The following is a 21174-nucleotide window of genomic DNA, read 5'->3' as shown; positions in this document are numbered from 1 at the left end:
GGGAATCTCCTGTAGGGAATCTTGCTTTGGATGGACCGCCGCCAGGGGCGGTAAGTTGTACGCGGAGGCTGGAAGGCCTGGCCTAGCCGCCCGATCTCTTGGTCTTGAAGCCGCGTTTTTCGAGTTCGCCGAGCAACAGGTCGACATGATCGCCCTGGATCTCGATGACGCCATCCTTGAGCGCCCCGCCGGTACCGCAGCGGCGCTTGAGCACGCTGGCCAGGTCCTTGAGCTCCTCCTCGCCCAGGGGCACGCCGCTGACCGTGGTCACCGTCTTGCCGCCACGGCCCTTGGTCTCGCGGCGCACCCGGGCGATGCCGTCGCCCGCCGGAGCCGGCGCCTGAGGTTCTTCCGGGCGAATGCGGCCGACGTCGGTGGAGTACACCAGACGGCTGAGATCCGACAGCGACGAGGTTTTCTTGCTCAAAGGACGGTCCTCCCAGTCGGGTTCAGGCGCCGGGCGCCTGGAGGAAGCCTTGGACGCAGCGCCGGCCGGCACGGGCCGCGCTGGTCCGGGGCCGCGCAATGTAGCAGCATCGTCCGCGGATGCTAAGGCGCGAATGCGAGAAATTAAGGCAGGGATGCGACATCCGCGCGGCTGAGCATCAGCTGGAGGGCTTCCAGCGAATCCGGGCAATAGGGTCGCTGACGCGCGTCTTCGAGGATGGCCGTCGGGGCCAGGAAGCGCGCCTCCAACACCTCTTCCGGTTGCAGCCGCAACGGACCGTTCCAGCGCGCGCTGAACACGCCGCCCCAGAGGCGATTGCCCGGCTCCTCGAAATAGAAGGTGCCATGGGCGCGCAGGGGCACGCCGCTGACGCCCAGTTCCTCGGCCAGCTCGCGAGCGGCCGACTCCCCATAGCTCTCGCCCGGTGCCACCATGCCGCCGGCGGCGACGTCCCAGTAGCCCGGGTAGAGCGCCTTGCTCAGGGTGCGCCGGTGCACGCAGAGTTCGCCGGCATCATTGAACAGGAGGATGAAGGTGCAGCGACCGATCAGGCCGCGGGCACGCAGTTCCGCCCGCGGCAATTCACCCTGGATGCGGTCGTCGCGATCGACCCAGACCACCCGTTCCCGGTCGGAGGCGGCGCGATGCGCCGCTTCGCGAGCGTCTGGCGTCATCAGCCCTGTTCCAGCAACTGGCGCAGGTCGATGATGGCGGCGTTGGCGCGGGAGATGTAGTTGGCGATCACCAGCGAATGGTTGGCCAGAATGCCGAAGCCGCTGCCGTTGAGGATCATCGGACTCCAGACCGGCTGCTGCGCCGCTTCCAGTTCGCGGATGATCTCGCGCACGTTCACCGTGGCGTTCTTCTTCGCCAGGGTATCGGCGAAGTCGACCTCGATGGCGCGCAGGATGTGCGACAGCGCCCAGGCCTGACCGCGGGCCTCGTAGAAGACATTGTCGATCTGCAGCCAGGGCGTCTCGACGCGCTGCTCGTGCACCTCCGGCACCTGGCCGGCGGGGATGTCCTGGTTCGGCCGCACCTCGGCGTCCAGGCGAACCCGACCGACGCTGGCGGACAGCCGCTGGGACAGCGAACCCAGGCGGGTCTCGACATCACCCAGCCAGTTGCGCAGGTTGTCCGAACGCGAATAGAAGTAGGCGGTGGGCTGGCCCTGGGCATTCTGGCCACCCAGGCGCGCCAGGTAGCGGTCCAGGGAGGCGATGCCGGCGCGGTATTCCGATTCCGACGAGGGCATGGCCCAGCTGTGGTTGTCGAAATTGAAGCGCGGCTCGGCCTGGGCCAGGTCGACGTCCTCGGTGGACTGCGACTGGGAACGGGCGAAGTCCTTGCGCAGGGCGCGCGCCAGGTCGCGGGTCTGCACCAGCACGCCGTATTCCCAGGACGGCATGTCGTCGAGCCAGAGGCCCGGCGGGAAGATGTCGTTGGAGAGATAGCCACCCGGCTTGTCCAGCAGGGTACCGGCCACCTGCTTGAGGGTCTCGACCGTGGTGTAGCCAAGCACCAGCTTGCGCCCGCTGGCCGCGGCCGCCTCCTGGGCATGCTGTTGCACCGGGAAGAAATCCGGTTCGCGACTCCAGTACCAGCCTATCGCCAGGGTGACCAGCAGGTAGAGCGCGACCAGCACTGCCACCAGCCGGAGCCATCCCGACCTCAAGTTCCACTCCCGCATGGGCAATTCCTTGCAATGTTTTCAAAGGTGTTGGCGCTTGGACCCCTGCCCGCCGCGCCGGTTGCGCAGCCTTGGCGGCCGGCGCGGGCGCCAGGCACCCGGGCAGCCGCTTCCGAGACTAGGGTAACAGGCGACGGACGCTACTCCAGAAGCGACCGACAGTGTCCATGCGAGCGGCATAGCCGCCGCTAACCAGGGTACCGCCTCTCCCCTGCCTGCCAGCAATTGGTAGCATAGGGCCACCACCTCAAGAATGACGGAACAATTCGTGAGCGAACCAGATGATCCGAGCCGGGACCGCCTCAAGCTGCACTTCGCGCAACGGGTCATCCACCAGTCGCGCCAGGTGCTGGAGATCTGGCAACGGCTGCAACGAGACGAGTGGACGGCCGGCAGCCTGGTCGAGCTGACCGACGCCAACGCACGCCTGCTGCAATACGCCAAGCGCTTCGAGCAGCAGGGCCATGCCGAGCTCGCCGAGGCCATTGGCGCCTCCCTGGCCCAGGTCGCCGCCAATCGCGGCCGTCTCAACAGCCAGGCCATCACCGAACTCAGCCTGGCCATGCAGAGCCTGTCGCGCACCGGACTGCGCCAGGGTGACCAGCTGGAAACCACCAGCCTGCCGCCGCTGCGCAAGCCGATCTACATCGCCCTGCTCGACACCGAGCGTGCCGAGCGCCTGGCGCAGCAGATGGAATACTTCGGCGTCACCATCCAGATCATCCACGGCGCCGACGACTTCCGCGCGATGATGGACAGCCGTCACCCGGCGGTCATCGTCATGGACGTGGACTTCGGCGGCGCGGGTGCCGGCATCCAGCTGGCGCTGGAGGCCCAGACCGGTCTGGAGCGCAAGCTGCCGGTGCTGTTCTACAGCCACCAGGAAGCCGACACCCCCTTTCGCCTGGCCGCGGTGCGCGCCGGCGGCCAGGAGTTCTACACCGGCACCCTGGATTCGGCGCGGCTGCTGGAAAAGATCGAGACCCTCACCCGCACCGTCTACTACGATCCGATCCGCGCCCTGGTGGTGGACGACTCCCGCGCCCAGGCCATGGCCACGGAGATGGCGCTCAACAGCGCCGGCATCGTCACCCGCACCCTGATGCAACCCGGCGCGGTGATGGCGCACCTGGCCGAATTCGTGCCCGACCTGATCATCCTCGACATGTACATGCCCGAGTGCACCGGCACCGAGCTGGCCAAGGTCATCCGCCAGCACGAGCGCTATGTCAGCGTGCCCATCATCTACCTGTCGGCCGAGGACGACCTCGACAAGCAGCTGGACGCCATGAGCGAGGGCGGCGACGACTTCCTCACCAAGCCGATCAAGCCGCGCCACCTGATCGCCACGGTGCGTACCCGCGCGGCCCGGGCGCGCAGCCTGCAGGCGCGCATCGTCCAGGACAGCCTCACCGGCCTGTACAACCACACCCACACCCTGCAGCTGCTGGAAGACGCCTGCTTCCGCGCCCGGCGCAGCCAGCGGCCGATCACCTTCGCCATGCTGGACATCGACCACTTCAAGCAGGTCAACGACCACTACGGCCATCCCATGGGCGATCGGGTGATCAAGAGCCTGGCGCTGTTCCTCAAGCAGCGCCTGCGCAAGTCCGACCACATCGGCCGTTATGGCGGTGAGGAATTCGCCATCGTGCTGCCCGACACCGACCTGGCCACCGCCACCCGCCTGATCGACGAGATCCGCCAGCGCTTCGCCGAGATCCACTATCCGGCGCCGCCTAAGGAACTCAGCTGCACCTTCAGCGCCGGCGTGGCGCAGCTGCAGCCCGGCCAGGAGATGCCCGCGCTGGCCAAACAGGCGGACGAAGCCCTCTATGCCGCCAAGCACGCCGGGCGCAATTGCGTACGCCAGTACGGCCAGGACTGACCAGCCAGATGCCTCTGCTATGATCGGCCGCTGCCGATCGCCGAGAAGCCCATGCGTGTCCTGCTGTTCCTGCTCACCCTGCTGCTGACCCTGCCCGCCACCGCCGGCCTGTTCGATGCGCCGCGCCCGAGCGCCGCGCTGGGCCTGGACGGTCAGCGCCCCAGTCAGCCATTCCTGCCGGTGGATCAGGCCTTTCGCCTGGAGCAGCGCCGCGACGCCGAGGGCCGTCCCCAGCTGCGCTTCACCATCGCCGAGGGCTACTACCTCTATCGGCAACGCTTCGCCTTCGACGCCGACCCCGGCCTGCTCACCGCGCCGGTAGCCCTGCCGCCCGGCGAGCCCAAGCACGATGAATGGTTCGGCGACGTCCAGGTCTATCACGCCGGCGTCGACATCCCCCTGCCCCTGGGGCCCGACCGCGGCGGCCAGATCAAGGTGACCTACCAGGGCTGCGCCGATCGCGGCCTCTGCTATCCGCCGGAAACCCGCACCCTGGACATCGCCGGCCCTGCGCTTGCGACCCCGGCGGCCACCGTGCCCGTCCCCGCTCAGCTCGACTGGCACAGGATCCTGCTGGCCTTTCTCGCCGGACTCGGGCTGACCTTCACCCCCTGCGTCCTGCCGATGCTGCCCATCGTCTCGGCGGTGGTTCTGGCCGGCAAGGCGCGCCCCGGACGTGGCCTGCTGCTGGCGCTGGCCTACGTGGTGCCCATGGCCCTGAGCTTCGCCGCCCTGGGCGCACTCATGGGCGTCTTTGGCGCCAGTCTCAATCTGCAGGCGCAATTGCAGTCGGCCTGGGTGCTGATTCCCTTCGCCGCGCTATTCGCGCTGTTCGCCCTGGCCATGTTCGGTCTCTTCGAACTGCGCCTGCCGGCGGTCCTGCGCGAGCGCCTGGAGCAGCTGGCCAGTGGCACCCGCGGCGGCTCCCTGGGCGGCGCGGCCACCCTGGGCGTGCTCTCCAGCCTGATCGTCTCGCCCTGCGTCTCGGCGCCCCTGGCGGGCCTGCTGCTCTATATCAGCAGCACCGCCGACTGGCTCGGCGGCGGACTGGCGCTGTTCGCCCTGGGCCTGGGCATGGGTACCCCACTGATCCTTATCGCCGCCGGTGGCGGCGCCCTGCTGCCACGCAGCGGCGCCTGGCTGGTGGGCATGCGCAATGCTTTCGGCGTCCTGTTGCTGGCGGTAGCCCTGTGGCTGCTCGAACGGCTGCTGCCGGGGCCGCTGGCGCTGGCCGCCTGGGGCCTGCTGGCGGCCGGCGTCGGGCTGTTTCTCGGCGCTCTGGAATTCGTACCCAAGCCACCCCGTCAGCGGCTGCTGCAACTGGCCGGCCTGACCCTGGTGGTCTATGGCGCGGCCGCCGGCATCGGCGCCCTGCGCGGGGCCAGCGATCCCCTGCGACCGCTGGGCGACGCCGCGGCGCCCGCCGTGGCCGGCCGCGCGGACGTCATGCACAGCCTCAGCGATCCGGCGGCCCTGGCCAGCCGTCTCGGCCAGGGGCGACCGGTGCTGGTGGACGTCTATGCCGACTGGTGCATCAGTTGCAAGCTGATCGAGCGCGAGGTGTTCGGCAATCCCGAGGTCCAGGCGCGTTTGCGCGACTTCACGCTGATCCGCTTCGATATGACGCAAAGCACCCGGGAACAGCGGCAGTGGCTGGAACGGCAGGGACTGTTCGGTCCGCCAGCGATCCTGTTCTATGCCGGCAGTGGCCAGGAGCAGACCCAGGCGCGCATCGTCGGCGAAATCGACGCCGCGGGTTTTCTCGCCCGACTCGGTGAAGCAAAAAGGCTTATCGCCAGCGATTAAAAGAATTTCGCCCAACGTGCGGGCATTTCCGGCAAACGTCTAGCGACTGGACAGTCACCTCCGGTTGCGGCATAGTCCGCGGCCAATCTGGTTGCGAAATCGCGAGGCAAGTGGCTATGGCGCATCTGCTGGTACTGCACGGGCCCAACCTGAATCTCCTGGGCACCCGCGAGCCGGGCGTCTACGGGGCCACCACCCTGGCCCAGATCAACGCCGATCTCGAAGCCCGCGCCACTGCGGCGGGGCATCGCCTGCAATACCTGCAAAGCAACGCCGAGCACCTGCTGATCGAACGCATCCATGCCGCGCGTGACGAAGGGGTGGATTTCATCCTCATCAATCCGGCTGCCTTCACCCATACCAGTGTCGCCCTACGTGACGCCTTGCTCGCGGTGAGCATCCCATTCATCGAAGTGCACCTGTCGAACGTGCACAAGCGCGAGGCCTTCCGCCACCATTCCTATTTTTCCGACGTGGCGGTCGGTGTCATCTGCGGGCTCGGTGCCAGTGGCTATCGCCTGGCCCTGGAAGCCGCCTGTGAACAGCTCGCCGCCCGCGGCTGAGCGCGACTCAATATCCAGAACATCACCAGAACCCGAGGGGAGAGCCAACGCCAATGGACATCCGTAAAGTCAAGAAACTGATCGAGCTGCTGGAAGAGTCCGGTATCGACGAGCTGGAAATCCGCGAAGGCGAAGAATCCGTCCGCATCAGCCGCAACACCGGCCGCGGCCAGGGCATGCAGACCGTCTACGCCGCTGCCCCCGCTCCGGTCGCCGCCCCGGCCCCGGCTGCCGCGCCGGCCGCTGCCGCTGCACCCGCCAGCGAAGCCGCCGCGCCGCAACTGACCGGTAACGTGGCGCGCTCGCCCATGGTCGGCACCTTCTACCGCGCCTCCTCGCCCACCACCCCGGCCTTCGTCGAAGTCGGCCAGCAGGTGAAGAAAGGCGACATCCTGTGCATCGTCGAAGCCATGAAGATGATGAACCACATCGAAGCCGAAGCCAGCGGCACCATCGGCCAGGTGCTGGTCGAGAACGGTCAGCCCGTCGAATTCGACCAGCCGCTGTTCACCATTGTCTAAGCCCGTGGAGCCCACGATGCTGGAAAAAGTCCTGATCGCCAACCGCGGGGAAATCGCCCTGCGCGTGGTGCGTGCCTGCAAGGAGCTGGGCATCAAGACGGTGGCGGTTCATTCCACCGCCGACCGCGAACTGATGCATCTGTCCCTCGCCGACGAATCGGTGTGCATCGGCCCGGCCCCCTCGCCCCAGTCCTACCTGAACATCCCGGCCATCATCAGTGCCGCGGAAGTCACCGGCGCCACCGCCATCCACCCCGGCTACGGCTTTCTCGCCGAGAACGCCGACTTCGCCGAGCAGGTGGAGCAGTCCGGATTCGCCTTCGTCGGCCCCACCGCCGACGTGATTCGCCTGATGGGCGACAAGGTGTCCGCCAAGAACGCCATGAAGCAGGCCGGTGTCCCCACCGTGCCGGGCTCCGACGGCGCCCTGCCGGATGACGAGGCCGAGTGCCTGCGCATCGGCCGCGAAGTCGGCTATCCGGTGATCATCAAGGCCGCCGGTGGCGGTGGTGGTCGCGGCATGCGCGTGGTCGAGGACGAGGCCGAGCTGATCAAGTCGATCAAGCTGACCCAGACCGAAGCCGGCGCCGCCTTTGGCAACTCCATGGTCTACATGGAGAAATTCCTCGGCAATCCGCGTCACGTGGAAGTCCAGGTGCTCTCCGATGGCCAGGGCAACGCCGTGCACCTCTATGACCGCGACTGCTCGCTGCAGCGCCGTCACCAGAAGGTCATCGAGGAGGCGCCTGCGCCCCAGATCGACGAGAAGGCCCGCGAAGAAGTCCTGGCACGCTGCGTCAAGGCCTGCATCGACATCGGCTACCGCGGCGCCGGCACCTTCGAGTTCCTCTACGAAGACGGTCGCTTCTACTTCATCGAGATGAACACTCGCGTGCAGGTGGAGCATCCGGTGACCGAGATGATCACTGGCGTCGACATCGTCAAGGAGATGCTCAGCATCGCCGCGGGCAACCCGCTGTCGATCAAGCAGGAAGACATCAAGATCACCGGTCACGCCATCGAGTGCCGGATCAACGCCGAAGATCCCAAGACCTTCATGCCCTCTCCGGGCCTGGTCAAGCACTACCATGCACCGGGCGGCAACGGCGTGCGGGTGGATTCGCACCTGTACAGCGGCTACAAGGTTCCGCCGAACTACGATTCGCTGATCGCCAAGCTGATCACCTGGGGCAAGACCCGCGACGAGGCCATGGCCCGGATGCGCAACGCTCTGGACGAGCTGATCGTCGACGGCATCAAGACCAATGCCGATCTGCACCGGATGCTGACCCGCGACCAGGCCTTCGGCCAGGGCGGCGTGAACATCCACTACCTGGAGAAGAAGCTCGGCCTGCGCCACTGAGTGCATGACGAGCTCTGATTCAGCGAACGGGCTGCCCTCGGGCAGCCCGTTTTCATTTACCCTCCCCGCTTTGACCCGATTCAGGTAGCCCACCATGTCCTGGCTGCAAGTCCGCCTCGCCCTCACCCCCGCCCAGGCGGAAACCTACGAAGACCTCATGCTCGAACTGGGCGCCGTCTCGGTGACCTTCATGGACGCCGAGGACCAGCCGATCTTCGAGCCGGATCTCGGCACCACCCCGCTGTGGTCCCAGACCCACCTGCTGGCGCTGTTCGAAGGCGATACCGACGCCGCCGCCCTGGAGCAGCGCGTGCAGCTCCTGGCCAACGGCCTCGTCTACGAGGTGGAGCGTCTGGAAGACCAGGAATGGGAACGCAGCTGGATGGACAACTTCCAGCCCATGCGTTTCGGCCAGCGACTGTGGATCGTGCCCAGCTGGCACGAGGCCCCGGAACCCGAAGCGGTCAATCTGCTGCTGGATCCGGGCCTGGCCTTTGGCACCGGCACCCACCCCACCACCTCGCTGTGCCTGCAGTGGCTGGACGGCGAACCGGTCCAGGGCCTGCAGGTGCTGGATTTCGGCTGCGGCTCGGGCATCCTCGCCATCGCTGCCCTGCTGCTGGGCGCCGAGCACGCCGTGGGCACCGACATCGACGTCCAGGCCCTGGAAGCCTCGCGGGAGAATGCCAACCGCAACGGCATCGACCCGGCACGCTTTCCGCTGTACCTGCCCGCCGATCTGCCAGGCGAGCCGGCCGACGTGGTGGTGGCCAACATCCTCGCCGGTCCGCTGGTCGGCCTGGCCGAGCAGATCACCCGCCTGACCCGCATCGGCGGTCGCCTGGCCCTTTCCGGCATCCTCGCCGAGCAGGCCGAGGACGTGCGCGCCGCCTATGCCGGCTGCTTCGACCTGGAACCCACCGCCACCCTGGACGGCTGGGTACGCATCAGCGGCACCCGTCGTCGCTGACCTGCGCACCGCCACCGGTCCGCTCACCCGGCGGCCCGGTGGAGGCCCTTCTTTCGCCAGGGCCTTCGGGTACACTAGCGCGCTTCACTCCCTGGCTGTCGCCTCGCCATGACCGAATCCCTCGTCGCCCAGTGTCCGCATTGCCATACCCGCTTCCGCGTCACCCAGGAACACCTGGCTGCCGCGGACGGCGACGTACGCTGTGGCGTCTGCCTGGAAGTGTTCAACGCCAGCAACCAGGCCGCGCCCCTGACGGCGCCGCAGCCCATGCCCGTGCCACCCGCGCCCGTGGCCGAACCGGCGCCGACGCCCAGTGAAGCGGCCTGGCCCCATGACGAACTGGACCTGAGCCACCTGGAGCTGGACGCCGAGGTCGCCCGCCTGGGCGCCCTGGAAGAACAGCGCCGCGCGCCGATCGCGCCGGCAGCCCCGCCCGCGGAGGCAACGCCTCCTGCCGTGGCCGCACCGCGGGAAGAACCGGCACCGGCCCAGGGCCTGGCAGCCCATCGCCCCCAGGACGACGAAGACCCCTTCGAACTGCCGTCGCTCGGCGCCGCCTCCGCCGAGCGCGAACCCGAGCCGGAATCCCTGCGCCTGCCGGCCGAACCCGAGGTCGAGTTCGAGCCGCAGCCCGCCCCCTTGCCGCTTCCCGCCGCCGAGCCGGAACCGGAGCCCGAGCCTGAGTCCGCCGTGGAGGCCCGGCCGGAGCCGGCCATCGCTCCCGTGCCGACGGCAGCACCGGTGGCACCGCTCGCGGCCACGCGCGCCCCGCTCAAGCCCGCCCCGGCCACGCCGCCCGCGCCCCTCACCACCGCGCCCCCGCGTGAACGCCAGGAGCCGGCACTCGGGCGGGTCGAAGCCGACGACGACGAACGCGCCGAACCCGGCCTGGGTCGGCTCGACGACTGGCAGGAGCCCGTTGCCGAACCCCTCAGCGCCGCGCGCGACGGCGACGACGAGCCGCTGCCGGCCAAGGCCACGACCGCCCTGCGCAGCGAACCGGAATGGCAGGACGATCCCCTGCTGGACCTGCACGACGATCCGCTGCAGCTGGACAGCCAACCACGGCGCCCGCAATGGGGTCGCCGCCTGCTGTGGATCCTGCTCTGCCTGCTGGCGCTGCTCGGCCTGGCCGGCCAGTACGTCTATTACCACTTCGACGAACTGGCGCGGCAGGACAGCTATCGCCCGCTGTTCGTCCAGGCCTGCGCCAGCCTGGGCTGCAAGGTGCCATCCAAGGTCGATGTCCAGCAGATCCGCAGCAGCAACCTGGTGGTGCGCAGCCATCCGCAATTTTCCGGGGCCCTGCGCGTCGATGCCATCCTCTACAACCGGGCGCCCTTCTCGCAGCCCTTTCCGCTGCTGGAATTGCGCTTCGCCGACCTCAACGGCCAGTTGCTCGCCAGCCGCCGTTTCAAGCCCGGCGAGTACCTGAACGGCGAGCTCAAGGGCCAGGACGAGATGCCGCCGCAGACGCCGATCCACATCGCCCTGGACATTCTCGACCCCGGTCCGCGCGCGGTGAACTACAGCCTGAGCTTCTTCTCGCCGGAGTAGCGCCAGGGCGAATTGCTCATAAACTAGCCAACTCGCGCTTTATCCGGAGGCGGCGAGCGGGTATCATTCCCAACCCTTTTCAAGCACAGCAGCCCCTGTCCGCGGCCGGTTTCCGGCGCAGGCGGAACAGGCGCCTATTCGCCAGGGAAAAAGATATGTCGATGGTACGCATCGGCCCTTATACCTTGCCCAATCCGCTGATTCTCGCGCCCATGGCCGGGGTGACCGACCTGCCCTTCCGGCGCCTGTGCCTGGCACTCGGCGCCGGCATGGCCGTGTCGGAAATGGTGACCAGTGACGTGCGGCTCTATGACAGCCGCAAGTCGCGGCTGCGCCTGATCCACGCCAGCGAGCAGGAACCGCGCTCGGTGCAGATCGCCGGCGGCGATCCGGCGATGCTGGCCGAAGCGGCCCAGCGCAATGTCGAACTGGGTGCCCAGATCATCGACATCAACATGGGCTGCCCGGCGAAAAAGGTCTGCAACAAGGCCGCCGGCTCCGCGCTGATGAAGGACGAGGTCCTGGTGGCCGAGATCCTCGCCGCCGTGGTGGCCGCGGTGGACGTGCCGGTGACCCTGAAGATCCGCACCGGCTGGAATCCCGAGAATCGCAACGGCCTGCGCATCGCGCAGCTGGCCGAAGCCGCCGGCATCCAGGCGCTGGCCGTGCACGGCCGCACCCGTGACGACAGGTTCCTGGGCGCCGCCGAGTACGACACCATCGCCGCGATCAAGCAGGCGGTCGGTATCCCGGTGTTCGCCAATGGCGACATCGACAGCCCGGAAAAGGCCCGGCGCGTGCTCGAGCACACCGGCTGCGACGGCCTGCTGATCGGCCGCGCCGCCCAGGGCCGCCCCTGGATCTTCCGCGAGATCGCCCACTACCTGGCGACCGGCGAGCACCTGGCGGCGCCGAGCGATGCCGAGGTGGAGGCCATCCTGCTGGAGCACCTCGACGCCCTGCATGCCTTCTATGGCCCGGAAATGGGCGTGCGCATCGCCCGCAAGCACGTCGGCTGGTACCTGGCCGACCGGCCGGGCGCCGCGGAATCGCGCGCCCAGTTCAACCGACTGCAAGATACCCAAGCCCAGCACGCCAGCATTCGCGCGTTCTTCGCGCAGCCCCCGATCGGGAAGCAGGTGGCATGAATTCGATGACCGAGACTTTGACTGGAACAGCGCCCGTGAGTGACAACGGCGACCTCAAGCAGCACCTGACCGCTCCCCTGCAGGAGGGCCAGACGCTGCGCGACAGCGTGGAAAAGGCGCTGCGCAACTATTTCGCCCACCTCGATGGGCAGCCGGTGACCGACGTCTACAACATGGTGCTCTGCGAAGTGGAAGCACCCCTGCTCGAAAGCGTGATGAATTACGTCAAGGGCAACCAGACCAAGGCATCGGAGATGCTCGGGCTCAATCGCGGCACCCTGCGCAAGAAGCTCAAGCAATACGACCTGCTCTGATCCGCCTCATCGCCGGCGGCCCAGGGGGCTTGACCGGCGGTCTCTCTCCTCCTGATGGACATGACCATGACCGACCAGACCTCTCGCCTCCCCGTCCGCCGTGCGCTGATCAGCGTGTCCGACAAGACGGGCGTCGTCGACTTCGCCCGTGAACTCGCGGCCATCGGCGTGGAAATCCTGTCCACCGGCGGGACCTACAAGCTGCTGCGCGACGAAGGCATCCCCGCTGTGGAAGTCGCCGACTACACCGGCTTCCCGGAAATGATGGACGGCCGCGTCAAGACCCTGCATCCGAAGATCCACGGCGGCATCCTCGGCCGCCGCGGCATCGACCACGAGGTAATGAGCGAGCACGGCATCCGCCCGATCGACCTGGTCGCGGTCAATCTCTACCCCTTCGCCGCCACCGTGGCCAAGCCCGGCTGCAGCCTGGCCGACGCCATCGAGAACATCGACATCGGCGGTCCGACCATGGTCCGCAGCGCGGCCAAGAACCACAAGGACGTCGCCATCGTGGTCAATGCCAGCGACTACGCGTCCATCCTTGACGACCTCAAGGCCGGCGGCCTGACCTATGCCCAGCGCTTCGACCTGGCGCTCAAGGCCTTCGAGCACACCGCCGCCTACGACGGCATGATCGCCAACTACCTGGGCAGCATCGACCAGCAGGCCGAGACCCTGTCCACCGAAGGCCGCGCCGCCTTCCCGCGTACCTTCAGCGCCCAGTTCATCAAGGCGCAGGACATGAGATACGGCGAGAACCCGCACCAGCAGGCGGCCTTCTATGTCGAGCACGCCAGCGAGGCCTGCGTGGCCACCGCCACCCAGCTGCAGGGCAAGGAACTGTCCTTCAACAACGTCGCCGACACCGACGCCGCCCTGGAAACCGTCAAGAGCTACGAGGAGCCGGCCTGCGTCATCGTCAAGCACGCCAACCCCTGCGGCGTGGCCGTGGCCGGCGACATCCGCCAGGCCTATGAACTGGCCTATGCCACCGACAGCGAGTCGGCCTTCGGCGGCATCATCGCCTTCAACCGCGAACTGGACGCCGAGACCGCCCGCGCCATCGTCGAACGCCAGTTCGTCGAGGTGATCATCGCCCCGCGCGTCAGCGCCGAGGCCCGCGACGTCGTCGCGGCCAAGGCCAACGTCCGCCTGCTGGAATGCGGCGAGTGGCCCGCCGAGCGCAAGCCCGGCCTGGACCTCAAGCGCGTCAATGGCGGTCTGCTGGTGCAGAGCCGCGATATCGCCATGATCACCGCCGCCGACCTCAAGGTGGTGACCCAGCGCGCCCCCAGCGAGCAGGAACTGCAGGACCTGATCTTCGCCTGGAAGGTGGCCAAGTTCGTCAAGTCCAACGCCATCGTCTACGCCAAGGGCCAGCAGACCGTAGGTATCGGCGCCGGCCAGATGAGTCGCGTCAACTCGGCGCGCATCGCCGCCATCAAGGCCGAGCACGCCGGCCTGGCCGTGGCCGGCGCGGTCATGGCCTCGGACGCCTTCTTCCCCTTCCGTGACGGCATCGACAACGCCGCGGCCAACGGCATCACCGCGGTGATCCAGCCGGGCGGCTCCATGCGCGACGCCGAGGTCATCGCCGCCGCCGACGAAGCCGGCATCGCCATGGTCTTTACCGGCATGCGCCACTTCCGCCACTAAGGACCCGTCACGGCGAGGCCGCACGCGCCTCGCCGTCGCTCCAATTCAAAGTGCGGACGCCACCCTGCGGCCGCCCGAGAGGAACACTGCATGAACGTACTCATCATCGGCAGCGGCGGTCGCGAACACGCCCTGGCCTGGAAGGTCGCCCAGGACACCCGGGTCACCAAGGTCTATGTGGCCCCGGGCAACGCCGGCACCGCCACCGAAGCCAAGTGCGAGAACGTCGCCCTCGACGTCCTGGCCCTGGAACAACTGGCCGACTTCGCCGCCGCCAACGTCGAGCTGACCATCGTCGGCCCCGAGGCGCCGCTGGTGGCCGGGGTGGTCGACCTGTTCCGCAGCCGCGGCCTGCCCTGCTTCGGCCCCACTGCCGGTGCGGCCCAGCTGGAAGGCTCCAAGGCCTTCACCAAGGATTTCCTGGCGCGCCACCAGATCCCCACCGCCGCCTACGCCAACTTCACCGAGGTGGAGCCGGCCCTGGCCTATCTGCGCGAGCAGGGTGCGCCGATCGTGATCAAGGCCGACGGCCTGGCCGCCGGCAAGGGCGTGATCGTCGCCATGACTCTCGCCGAAGCCGAGGACGCAGTGCGTGACATGCTTTCCGGCAATGCCTTCGGCGACGCCGGTGCCCGCGTGGTGATCGAGGAATTCCTCGACGGCGAGGAAGCCAGCTTCATCGTCATGGTCGATGGCAAGAACGTCCTGCCGATGGCCACCAGCCAGGATCACAAGCGCGTCGGCGACGGCGACAGCGGTCCCAACACCGGCGGCATGGGCGCCTATTCCCCGGCGCCGGTGGTGACCCCCGAGGTCCACGAGCGGGTCATGCGCGAGATCATCGAGCCCACCGTGGCCGGCATGGCCAGCGAAGGCAATGTCTACACCGGCTTCCTCTATGCCGGCCTGATGATCGACCAGAGCGGTGCGCCCAAGGTCATCGAATTCAACTGCCGATTCGGCGATCCCGAGACCCAGCCGGTGATGCTGCGCCTGCAGTCCAGCCTGGTGCTGCTGGTGGAGGCCGCCCTGGCCGAGGCGCTCGACAAGATCGAAGCCTGCTGGGATCCGCGTCCGAGCCTGGGCATCGTCCTGGCCGCCGGCGGCTATCCGGGCGACTACGCCAAGGGTGACGCCATCGCCGGTCTCGAAGCCGCCGCGGCGCTGCCGGGCAAGGTGTTCCACGCCGGCACCAGCCTGCGCGATGGTCAGGTCGTCACGGCCGGCGGTCGGGTGCTGTGCGCCACGGCCCTGGGCGAAACGGTCTCCGCCGCCCAGCAGAACGCCTATGCGCTGGCCCAGGAAATCTCTTGGAAGGGCTGCTTCTACCGCAGCGACATCGGCTACCGCGCCATCGCCCGCGAGCGACAGTGAAGCTCGCCTAAGGGATCAGCCTGTTACACTGTTACGTCAACAGACGTGACGGGCTGATCTATACTCGACGTCCGCATTTGCGAAGGGAACTCTCGTGCACCGGCTCTGGATCGCCATAGGCTTTGTGGTCAGCTGGCTGCTGTTGCTGCTGGTGGCCAATTCCGTGCAGGCCGAGAATTCGCCGGATGCGGGCTGGGCGCAATACGAGGACGCCACCGGCGAATTCTCGCTCGACGACGTCCGTGACCGGCTGTCCGCCTTCAAGCCGCTGACCACCGCCCGCGCCCACCGCCCCGCCGGCCCCGGGGCGCTCTGGCTGCACACCCGCATCCAGCCCGACACCCAGCAGCGCCTGCTGCGCATCATTTCGCCCAATGTCGGCTATCTGGACTTCTTCGCCTATCGCGACGACCAGTTGCTCAGCGAGATCCGCGATGGCCTGTCGCGGCCGCTGCTCAATCCGCAGCAACTCAGTCGCGACTTCGTCTTTCCGATTCCGCAGAGCGACCAGCCGCTCGACCTCTTCCTGAGATTCGAATCGCCCCAGCCGATGCGGATCGCCCTGACCCTGAGCAGCAGTGCCGAAGCAGAGGTCACCCATCGGCTGGTGATGTTCGGCGTGCTGCTCGGCTGCCTGGCCATGCTGGCGCTGTACAACGGCGCCCAGCTGCTCTATCACCGCAGTCGCGCCACCAGCGCCCTCACCCTGCTGCTGGTGATGCTGGTCTGCGTGGCCCTGAACATTTTCGGGCTGAGCAAGTTCTTTCTGGGCGGCTTCAAGGGCCAGACGCCGCTGCTGACCGATCTGTCGGTGCTGGCCTGCAGCGCCGCCGGGCTGAATTTCGTGGGGGCCTTCTTTGGCTGGCGGCGACTGCCGCTGTGGATCCGCCGCACGCTCAGGGGCCTGCTGGCGCTGGTCGCCCTGGCCGCCGTGGTACGCATCGCCGCCGGCGAGTTCTATATCGGCGACTGGCTCATGGCGGTCAATGGTCTGGCGCTGTTCGCCTGCCTGAGCATCGCCCTTGAGCGCTGGCACCAGGGCGCCCGCTATGCGCGGCTGCTGGTGGTGAGCTGCGCCCTGCTGGCCCTGGCCGGGCTGATCGCCTTGCCGATCCTGGCCGGTTACGCCAATCCGCCGGTGTGGATGGGCCGCGGCCTGATCGCCAGCTGCATGTTCAGCGGCATCCTGCTCACCCTGGCCCTGGAGGAGCGCCGTCGCTATCTGCGCGAAGAGCATTTCACCCGTACCCGTGACAGAGCGGCCAACCATGCGGAGCTCAAGGGCAAGGCCGAATTCCTTTCGCGCATCAGCCACGAGATCCGCACGCCCATGAACGGCGTGCTAGGCATGACCGAGTTGCTACAGGGCACGGCGCTGTCGGCCAAGCAGCGGGACTATGTGCAGACCATCCACAGCGCCGGTGCCGAACTGCTCAACCTGATCAACGAGATCATCGACATCACCCGTCTGGAAAGTGGCCAGATCGAACTGGAAGAGGTCACCTTCGACCTCAATGCCCTGCTCGACGACTGCCTGGACATCTTCCGGCCGCGCGCCGAGGAGCACCGGGTCGAACTGCTCAGCTTCATCCAGCCCCAGGTGCCCCGCCGTTTCATCGGCGATCCGACCCGCCTGCGCCAGATCCTGCTCAACCTGCTGGAAAACGCCTTCCAGCGCACCGAGGAAGGCGAGATCCTCCTGGTGATCTCCCTGGAAGAGGCCACCGGCCAGCCGCCACGCCTGCGCATCTCGGTGCAGGACAGCGGCACCCCGCTGGATGCGGCCCTGAGTCGCCAGCTGCTGTCCACCCACCTCGACCGCCGCGACTTCCTCGCCAGCGACACCGACAGCCTGGATTTCGGCCTGATCATCGCCCGCCAACTGGTGCTGCTGATGCAGGGCGACTTCGGCATCCAGAACAACGCCGAGGGCGGTTCCAGCTTCTGGATCAGCCTGCCCATCCCGGCCCAGGCGCTGGTGCTGTCGCGCGGCGACAGCGACTATCCGCTGCAGGACGTACGGGTGCTGGTGGTCGACGACAACGAGCTCTGCCGCAAGGTCCTGCAGCAGCAGTGCAGCGCCTGGGGCATGCAGGCGGTCACCGCCGCGTCCGGACGCGAAGCCCTGGCCCTGCTGCGCACCCAGTCGCACCTGCGGGAATACTTCGACGTGGTGCTGCTCGACCAGCAGATGCCGGGCATGACCGGCATGCAGCTGGCCGCGCGCATCAACGAAGACGAGAATCTCAACCACGACCTGCTGCTGATCATGCTCACCGGCCTGAGCAATGCGCCGAGCAAGGTCATCGCCCGCAACGCCGGCATCAAGCGGGTGCTGGCCAAGCCGGTGGCCGGCTATACCCTCAGGGCGACCCTGGCGGACGAGCTGTCGCGCCGCGGCCAGCGGGTCAGCGAACCCGAGCCCGAAGAACAGCCCAGCGGCATCCCCAGCGATTTCCGCGTGCTGGTGGCCGAGGACAACAGCATCTCGGTCAAGGTGATCCGCGGTATGCTGAAGAAGCTCGGCGTCGAACCCGACACCGTGAGCAACGGCCTGGAAGCCTTCGAAAAGCTCCAGCAGAACACCTACGACCTGATCCTGATGGATTGCGAGATGCCGCTGCTGGACGGCTTCGGCGCCACCCGCCGGCTACGCGCCTGGGAACAGCAGAATCATAGGTCGCGCACCCCGGTGGTGGCCCTCACCGCCCACATCCTCGCCGAGCACAAGGATCGCGCCCAGGAGGCCGGCATGGACGGCCACATGGGCAAGCCGATCGAACTCTCGCAGTTGCGCGAACTGCTGCTCTACTGGGCCGAGCGACGGCGGCTGGACGTAACCCGCGCGGGGCTCAAGGCGACTCCTTGAACCTGTCCTTGACGTAGGTGATCTCGGTCTTGCCGTGCGGCACCGGATTGCCTTCCTCGTCGAGATTGACGAAGACGATCTTGTCGATGGTGAGGATGCTCTTGCGGGTGATCTTGTTGCGCACCTCGCATCTGAGGGTGATGGAGGTACGTCCGAACTCGGTGGCGGTGATGCCCAGTTCGATGATGTCGCCCTGGCGCGAGGCGCTGATGAAGTTGATCTCTGAGATGTACTTGGTCACCACCTTGGGATTTTCCAGCTGCACGATGGCGTAGATCGCCGCCTCCTCGTCGATCCACTTGAGCAGACTGCCGCCGAACAGGGTGCCATTGGCATTGAGGTCTTCGGGTTTCACCCACTTGCGGGTATGGAAGTTCATCAGGGCTCCTTGAATTCCCGGGGTCTTGAGGCATCAGATCAGGGTGCGCGCGGTAGATTCCGGTCGACATGAGGCAGAGCGCCACCCTTTGGGTTTATCGCGATCCTCGTTATACTGCCCGCGCATCGCGGCCACCAGGCCGCCCCGCCTTCCGTTCGAGGGGCGCTGCAGCACGCTGCGTTATCCCATCCTAGCCGACCCGCCGCTGGCGCGGGACCCTCGGCGGGCATGACGCCAGACGTTGTCAGGCTCGAGCGGAGCGTTATCAGAACGCATCAACGGCGCCCATTCGCACCTAACGAATGGAGACTCTTCAATGAGCGCTGTCCTCACGCCTGCCGCTTTCAACGATTTCAAGGTCGCCGACATCTCCCTGGCCGACTGGGGTCGTCGCGAAGTCATCATCGCCGAATCGGAAATGCCCGCCCTCATGGGTCTGAGACGCAAGTACGCCGGCGAGCAACCCCTGGCTGGCGCCAAGATCCTCGGCTGCATCCACATGACCATCCAGACCGCCGTGCTCATCGAGACCCTGGTGGCCCTGGGCGCCGAAGTGCGCTGGTCGAGCTGCAACATCTTCTCCACCCAGGACCAGGCCGCGGCCGCCATCGCCGCCGCCGGCATCCCGGTGTTCGCCTGGAAGGGCGAGACCGAAGCCGAATACGAGTGGTGCATCGAGCAGACCATCCTCAAGGATGGCCAGCCCTGGGACGCCAACATGGTGCTCGACGACGGCGGTGATCTGACCCAGATCCTGCACGACAAGTACCCCCAGGTGCTGGAGCGCGTGCACGGCATCACCGAAGAGACCACCACCGGCGTGCACCGCCTGCTGGACATGCTCAAGGACGGCACCCTCAAGGTCCCGGCGATCAACGTCAACGACTCGGTCACCAAGAGCAAGAACGACAACAAGTACGGCTGCCGCCACAGCCTCAACGACGCCATCAAGCGCGCCACCGACCACCTGCTGTCCGGCAAGCAGGCGCTGGTGATCGGCTACGGCGACGTGGGCAAGGGCTCGGCCGCCTCGCTGCGTCAGGAAGGCATGATCGTCAAGGTCTCGGAAGTCGATCCGATCTGCGCCATGCAGGCCTGCATGGACGGCTACGAGCTGGTCTCGCCCTATGTCGACGGCCTCAACGACGGCACCGAAGCCTCCGTGGATCGCGCCCTGCTGGGCAAGATCGACCTGATCGTCACCACCACCGGCAACGTCAACGTCTGTGACGCCAACATGCTCAAGGCCCTGAAGAAGCGCGCCCTGGTGTGCAACATCGGCCACTTCGACAACGAGATCGACACCGCCTTCATGCGCCAGCACTGGGGCTGGGAAGAGGTGAAGCCGCAGGTGCACAAGATCCACCGCACCGGCCTGACCGTGGATCCGGCCAACGACGACTACCTGATCCTGCTGGCCGAAGGCCGCCTGGTGAACCTGGGCAACGCCACCGGTCACCCCAGCCGCATCATGGACGGCTCCTTCGCCAACCAGGTGCTGGCGCAGATCCACCTGTACCAGGAGAAGTTCGCCGATTTGCCGGTCGCCGAGAAGACCGCCAACGTCACCGTCATGGTCCTGCCCAAGAAGCTCGACGAGGAAGTGGCGCTGGAAATGGTGAAGGGCTTCGGTGGCGTGGTGACCCGCCTGACCGAGGCTCAGGCCAAGTACATCGGCGTGACCCAGGAAGGCCCCTTCAAGCCCGACAGCTACCGCTACTGATGGCCAGCCCCGCCCGCCAGGGCGGGGCCGCTCACGAGAGAGACGCCGTGAAACCCAGTCTGAGTTTCGAATTCTTTCCCTGCAAGACCGAAGCGGGCCACGAGAAGCTGATCGCCACCGCGCGGCAGCTGGCGAGTCATGGGCCGGAGTTCTTTTCCTGCACCTACGGCGCTGGCGGCTCCACCCGCGACGGCACCTATCGTACCGTGCGCCAGCTCAACGACGAGGTCGGGGTACCCACCGCGCCGCACCTGTCCTGCGTCGGCGACAGCAAGGCCAAGTTGCGCGAGCTGCTGCAGCAGTACCGGGAAGCCGGCATCAACCGCATCGTCGCCCTGCGTGGCGACCTGCCGTCCGGCATGGGCCTGTCCGGTGGTGGCGAATTGCGTTATGCCAGCGATCTGGTCGCCTTCATCCGCGAGGAAACCGGCGATCACTTCCATATCGAGGTCGCCGCCTATCCGGAAACCCATCCGCAGGCGCGCAGCTTTACGGACGACGTGCGCAATTTCGTGTACAAGATGCAGGCCGGTGCTGACCGCGCGGTCACCCAGTACTTCTTCAACGCCGACTGCTACTTCCATTTTGTGGAACGTGTCCGCAAACTGGGAGTCGAAGCCCCAGTGATCCCTGGCATCATGCCGATCACCAACTACAGCAAGTTGGCGCGCTTCTCCGATGCCTGTGGCGCTGAACTGCCACGCTGGCTGCGGAAGCAACTGGAAGCCTACGGTGACGACACCCAGAGCATCCAGGCCTTTGGCGAAGAAGTCATGACCGCCCTCTGCGAGCGACTGCTCGAAGGCGGGGCACCCGGTGTGCACTTCTACACCCTGAACCAAGCGGAGCCGTGTATCGCCATCTGGCGAAACCTCGGTTTTTGAAGTCGGCCACGCGAACTG

At 67.0% G+C, this 21174-nt stretch carries 18 protein-coding genes and 1 riboswitch; of the genes, 14 read left to right on the top strand and 4 right to left on the bottom strand.

Annotated elements, in window-relative coordinates:
• Positions 1-82: 82 nt before the first annotated feature.
• From OXS31_RS12195 to OXS31_RS12185, 3 genes are all read right to left on the bottom strand, one after another.
• Positions 83-427, bottom strand: a complete 345-nt coding sequence (locus OXS31_RS12195; protein WP_144956267.1) for a translation initiation factor Sui1 — start codon at positions 425-427, stop codon at positions 83-85.
• Positions 428-570: 143 nt separating this feature from the next.
• Complete coding sequence (locus OXS31_RS12190) at positions 571-1122, bottom strand: NUDIX hydrolase (RefSeq protein ID WP_144956270.1); 552 nt, start codon at positions 1120-1122, stop codon at positions 571-573.
• Positions 1122-2138, bottom strand: a complete 1017-nt coding sequence (locus OXS31_RS12185; protein WP_007161590.1) for a DUF2333 family protein — start codon at positions 2136-2138, stop codon at positions 1122-1124. The genes OXS31_RS12190 and OXS31_RS12185 overlap by 1 nt, the downstream gene beginning before the upstream one ends.
• Positions 2139-2406: 268 nt before the next feature.
• Between OXS31_RS12185 and OXS31_RS12180 the strand changes: the two genes are divergently transcribed.
• The 12 genes from OXS31_RS12180 (at position 2407) to OXS31_RS12125 (ending at position 18170) form a co-directional block, all read left to right on the top strand.
• Positions 2407-4026 carry a PleD family two-component system response regulator gene (locus OXS31_RS12180; protein WP_017641054.1) on the top strand — a complete coding sequence of 540 codons (1620 nt, stop codon included), beginning with the start codon at positions 2407-2409 and terminating at the stop codon, positions 4024-4026.
• Between the two features lie 51 nt (positions 4027-4077).
• On the top strand, positions 4078-5832 hold the full coding sequence (gene dsbD, locus OXS31_RS12175) for a protein-disulfide reductase DsbD (RefSeq protein ID WP_144956273.1): 1755 nt from the start codon (positions 4078-4080) through the stop codon (positions 5830-5832).
• Between the two features lie 116 nt (positions 5833-5948).
• Complete coding sequence (aroQ, locus tag OXS31_RS12170) at positions 5949-6395, top strand: type II 3-dehydroquinate dehydratase (protein ID WP_007161587.1); 447 nt, start codon at positions 5949-5951, stop codon at positions 6393-6395.
• Positions 6396-6448: 53 nt separating this feature from the next.
• On the top strand, positions 6449-6916 hold the full coding sequence (gene accB / locus OXS31_RS12165; protein WP_007161586.1) for an acetyl-CoA carboxylase biotin carboxyl carrier protein: 468 nt from the start codon (positions 6449-6451) through the stop codon (positions 6914-6916).
• 16 nt (positions 6917-6932) lie between these two features.
• Positions 6933-8279: an acetyl-CoA carboxylase biotin carboxylase subunit gene (accC, locus tag OXS31_RS12160; RefSeq protein WP_027598936.1), complete on the top strand. Its 1347-nt coding sequence runs from the start codon at positions 6933-6935 to the stop codon at positions 8277-8279.
• Positions 8280-8373: 94 nt separating this feature from the next.
• On the top strand, positions 8374-9249 hold the full coding sequence (gene prmA, locus OXS31_RS12155) for a 50S ribosomal protein L11 methyltransferase (RefSeq protein ID WP_027598937.1): 876 nt from the start codon (positions 8374-8376) through the stop codon (positions 9247-9249).
• Between the two features lie 108 nt (positions 9250-9357).
• Entirely contained in the window at positions 9358-10806 is a 1449-nt protein-coding gene (locus OXS31_RS12150; protein WP_144956276.1) for a DUF3426 domain-containing protein, read from the top strand.
• Positions 10807-10961: 155 nt separating this feature from the next.
• Positions 10962-11954 (top strand): tRNA dihydrouridine synthase DusB, encoded by a 993-nt coding sequence (dusB, locus tag OXS31_RS12145; protein WP_027598939.1) that lies wholly within the window; start codon positions 10962-10964, stop codon positions 11952-11954.
• Positions 11951-12268, top strand: coding sequence for a DNA-binding transcriptional regulator Fis (fis, locus tag OXS31_RS12140; protein ID WP_026083845.1), 318 nt, complete (start codon positions 11951-11953; stop codon positions 12266-12268). Before dusB ends, fis begins: the two co-directional genes overlap by 4 nt.
• A 66-nt stretch (positions 12269-12334) precedes the next feature.
• Positions 12335-13927, top strand: coding sequence for a bifunctional phosphoribosylaminoimidazolecarboxamide formyltransferase/IMP cyclohydrolase (gene purH, locus OXS31_RS12135; protein ID WP_027598940.1), 1593 nt, complete (start codon positions 12335-12337; stop codon positions 13925-13927).
• A gap of 90 nt (positions 13928-14017) precedes the next feature.
• Entirely contained in the window at positions 14018-15301 is a 1284-nt protein-coding gene (purD, locus tag OXS31_RS12130) for a phosphoribosylamine--glycine ligase (RefSeq protein WP_042136596.1), read from the top strand.
• Positions 15302-15395: 94 nt separating this feature from the next.
• Entirely contained in the window at positions 15396-18170 is a 2775-nt protein-coding gene (locus tag OXS31_RS12125) for a response regulator (protein ID WP_027602883.1), read from the top strand.
• Here OXS31_RS12125 and OXS31_RS12120 read toward each other — a convergent pair.
• Positions 18154-18549, bottom strand: a complete 396-nt coding sequence (locus OXS31_RS12120) for a hotdog domain-containing protein (protein WP_007161577.1) — start codon at positions 18547-18549, stop codon at positions 18154-18156. The genes OXS31_RS12125 and OXS31_RS12120 overlap by 17 nt on opposite strands.
• 151 nt (positions 18550-18700) lie before the next feature.
• A riboswitch (S-adenosyl-L-homocysteine riboswitch) is annotated at positions 18701-18843 on the top strand.
• Positions 18844-18865: 22 nt separating this feature from the next.
• Between OXS31_RS12120 and ahcY the strand changes: the two genes are divergently transcribed.
• On the top strand, positions 18866-20272 hold the full coding sequence (ahcY, locus tag OXS31_RS12115; RefSeq protein WP_007161576.1) for an adenosylhomocysteinase: 1407 nt from the start codon (positions 18866-18868) through the stop codon (positions 20270-20272).
• The gene (metF, locus tag OXS31_RS12110) at positions 20272-21156 is read left to right on the top strand and encodes a methylenetetrahydrofolate reductase [NAD(P)H] (RefSeq protein WP_223855405.1); all 885 of its coding nucleotides are present in this window, start codon (positions 20272-20274) and stop codon (positions 21154-21156) included. Before ahcY ends, metF begins: the two co-directional genes overlap by 1 nt.
• Positions 21157-21174: the final 18 nt, after the last annotated feature.

The organism is Pseudomonas sp. GM_Psu_1 (assembly GCF_026544185.1).
Classification (GTDB): domain Bacteria; phylum Pseudomonadota; class Gammaproteobacteria; order Pseudomonadales; family Pseudomonadaceae; genus Chryseomonas; species Chryseomonas oryzihabitans.
Note: the sequence above shows the minus strand (reverse complement) of the source record. Positions and strands in the feature narration are given on the sequence as shown.

Bases quoted from the DNA above. Each gene is read 5' to 3' on its own strand.
- OXS31_RS12190 (WP_144956270.1), bottom strand. From the start codon at position 1,122: ATGACGCCAGACGCTCGCGAAGCGGCGCATCGCGCCGCCTCCGACCGG.
- OXS31_RS12185 (WP_007161590.1), bottom strand. From the start codon at position 2,138: ATGCGGGAGTGGAACTTGAGGTCGGGATGGCTCCGGCTGGTGGCAGTG.
- dsbD (WP_144956273.1), top strand. From the start codon at position 4,078: ATGCGTGTCCTGCTGTTCCTGCTCACCCTGCTGCTGACCCTGCCCGCC.
- aroQ (WP_007161587.1), top strand. From the start codon at position 5,949: ATGGCGCATCTGCTGGTACTGCACGGGCCCAACCTGAATCTCCTGGGC.
- accB (WP_007161586.1), top strand. From the start codon at position 6,449: ATGGACATCCGTAAAGTCAAGAAACTGATCGAGCTGCTGGAAGAGTCC.
- accC (WP_027598936.1), top strand. From the start codon at position 6,933: ATGCTGGAAAAAGTCCTGATCGCCAACCGCGGGGAAATCGCCCTGCGC.
- prmA (WP_027598937.1), top strand. From the start codon at position 8,374: ATGTCCTGGCTGCAAGTCCGCCTCGCCCTCACCCCCGCCCAGGCGGAA.
- OXS31_RS12150 (WP_144956276.1), top strand. From the start codon at position 9,358: ATGACCGAATCCCTCGTCGCCCAGTGTCCGCATTGCCATACCCGCTTC.
- dusB (WP_027598939.1), top strand. From the start codon at position 10,962: ATGTCGATGGTACGCATCGGCCCTTATACCTTGCCCAATCCGCTGATT.
- fis (WP_026083845.1), top strand. From the start codon at position 11,951: ATGAATTCGATGACCGAGACTTTGACTGGAACAGCGCCCGTGAGTGAC.
- purH (WP_027598940.1), top strand. From the start codon at position 12,335: ATGACCGACCAGACCTCTCGCCTCCCCGTCCGCCGTGCGCTGATCAGC.
- purD (WP_042136596.1), top strand. From the start codon at position 14,018: ATGAACGTACTCATCATCGGCAGCGGCGGTCGCGAACACGCCCTGGCC.
- OXS31_RS12120 (WP_007161577.1), bottom strand. From the start codon at position 18,549: ATGAACTTCCATACCCGCAAGTGGGTGAAACCCGAAGACCTCAATGCC.
- ahcY (WP_007161576.1), top strand. From the start codon at position 18,866: ATGAGCGCTGTCCTCACGCCTGCCGCTTTCAACGATTTCAAGGTCGCC.
- metF (WP_223855405.1), top strand. From the start codon at position 20,272: ATGGCCAGCCCCGCCCGCCAGGGCGGGGCCGCTCACGAGAGAGACGCC.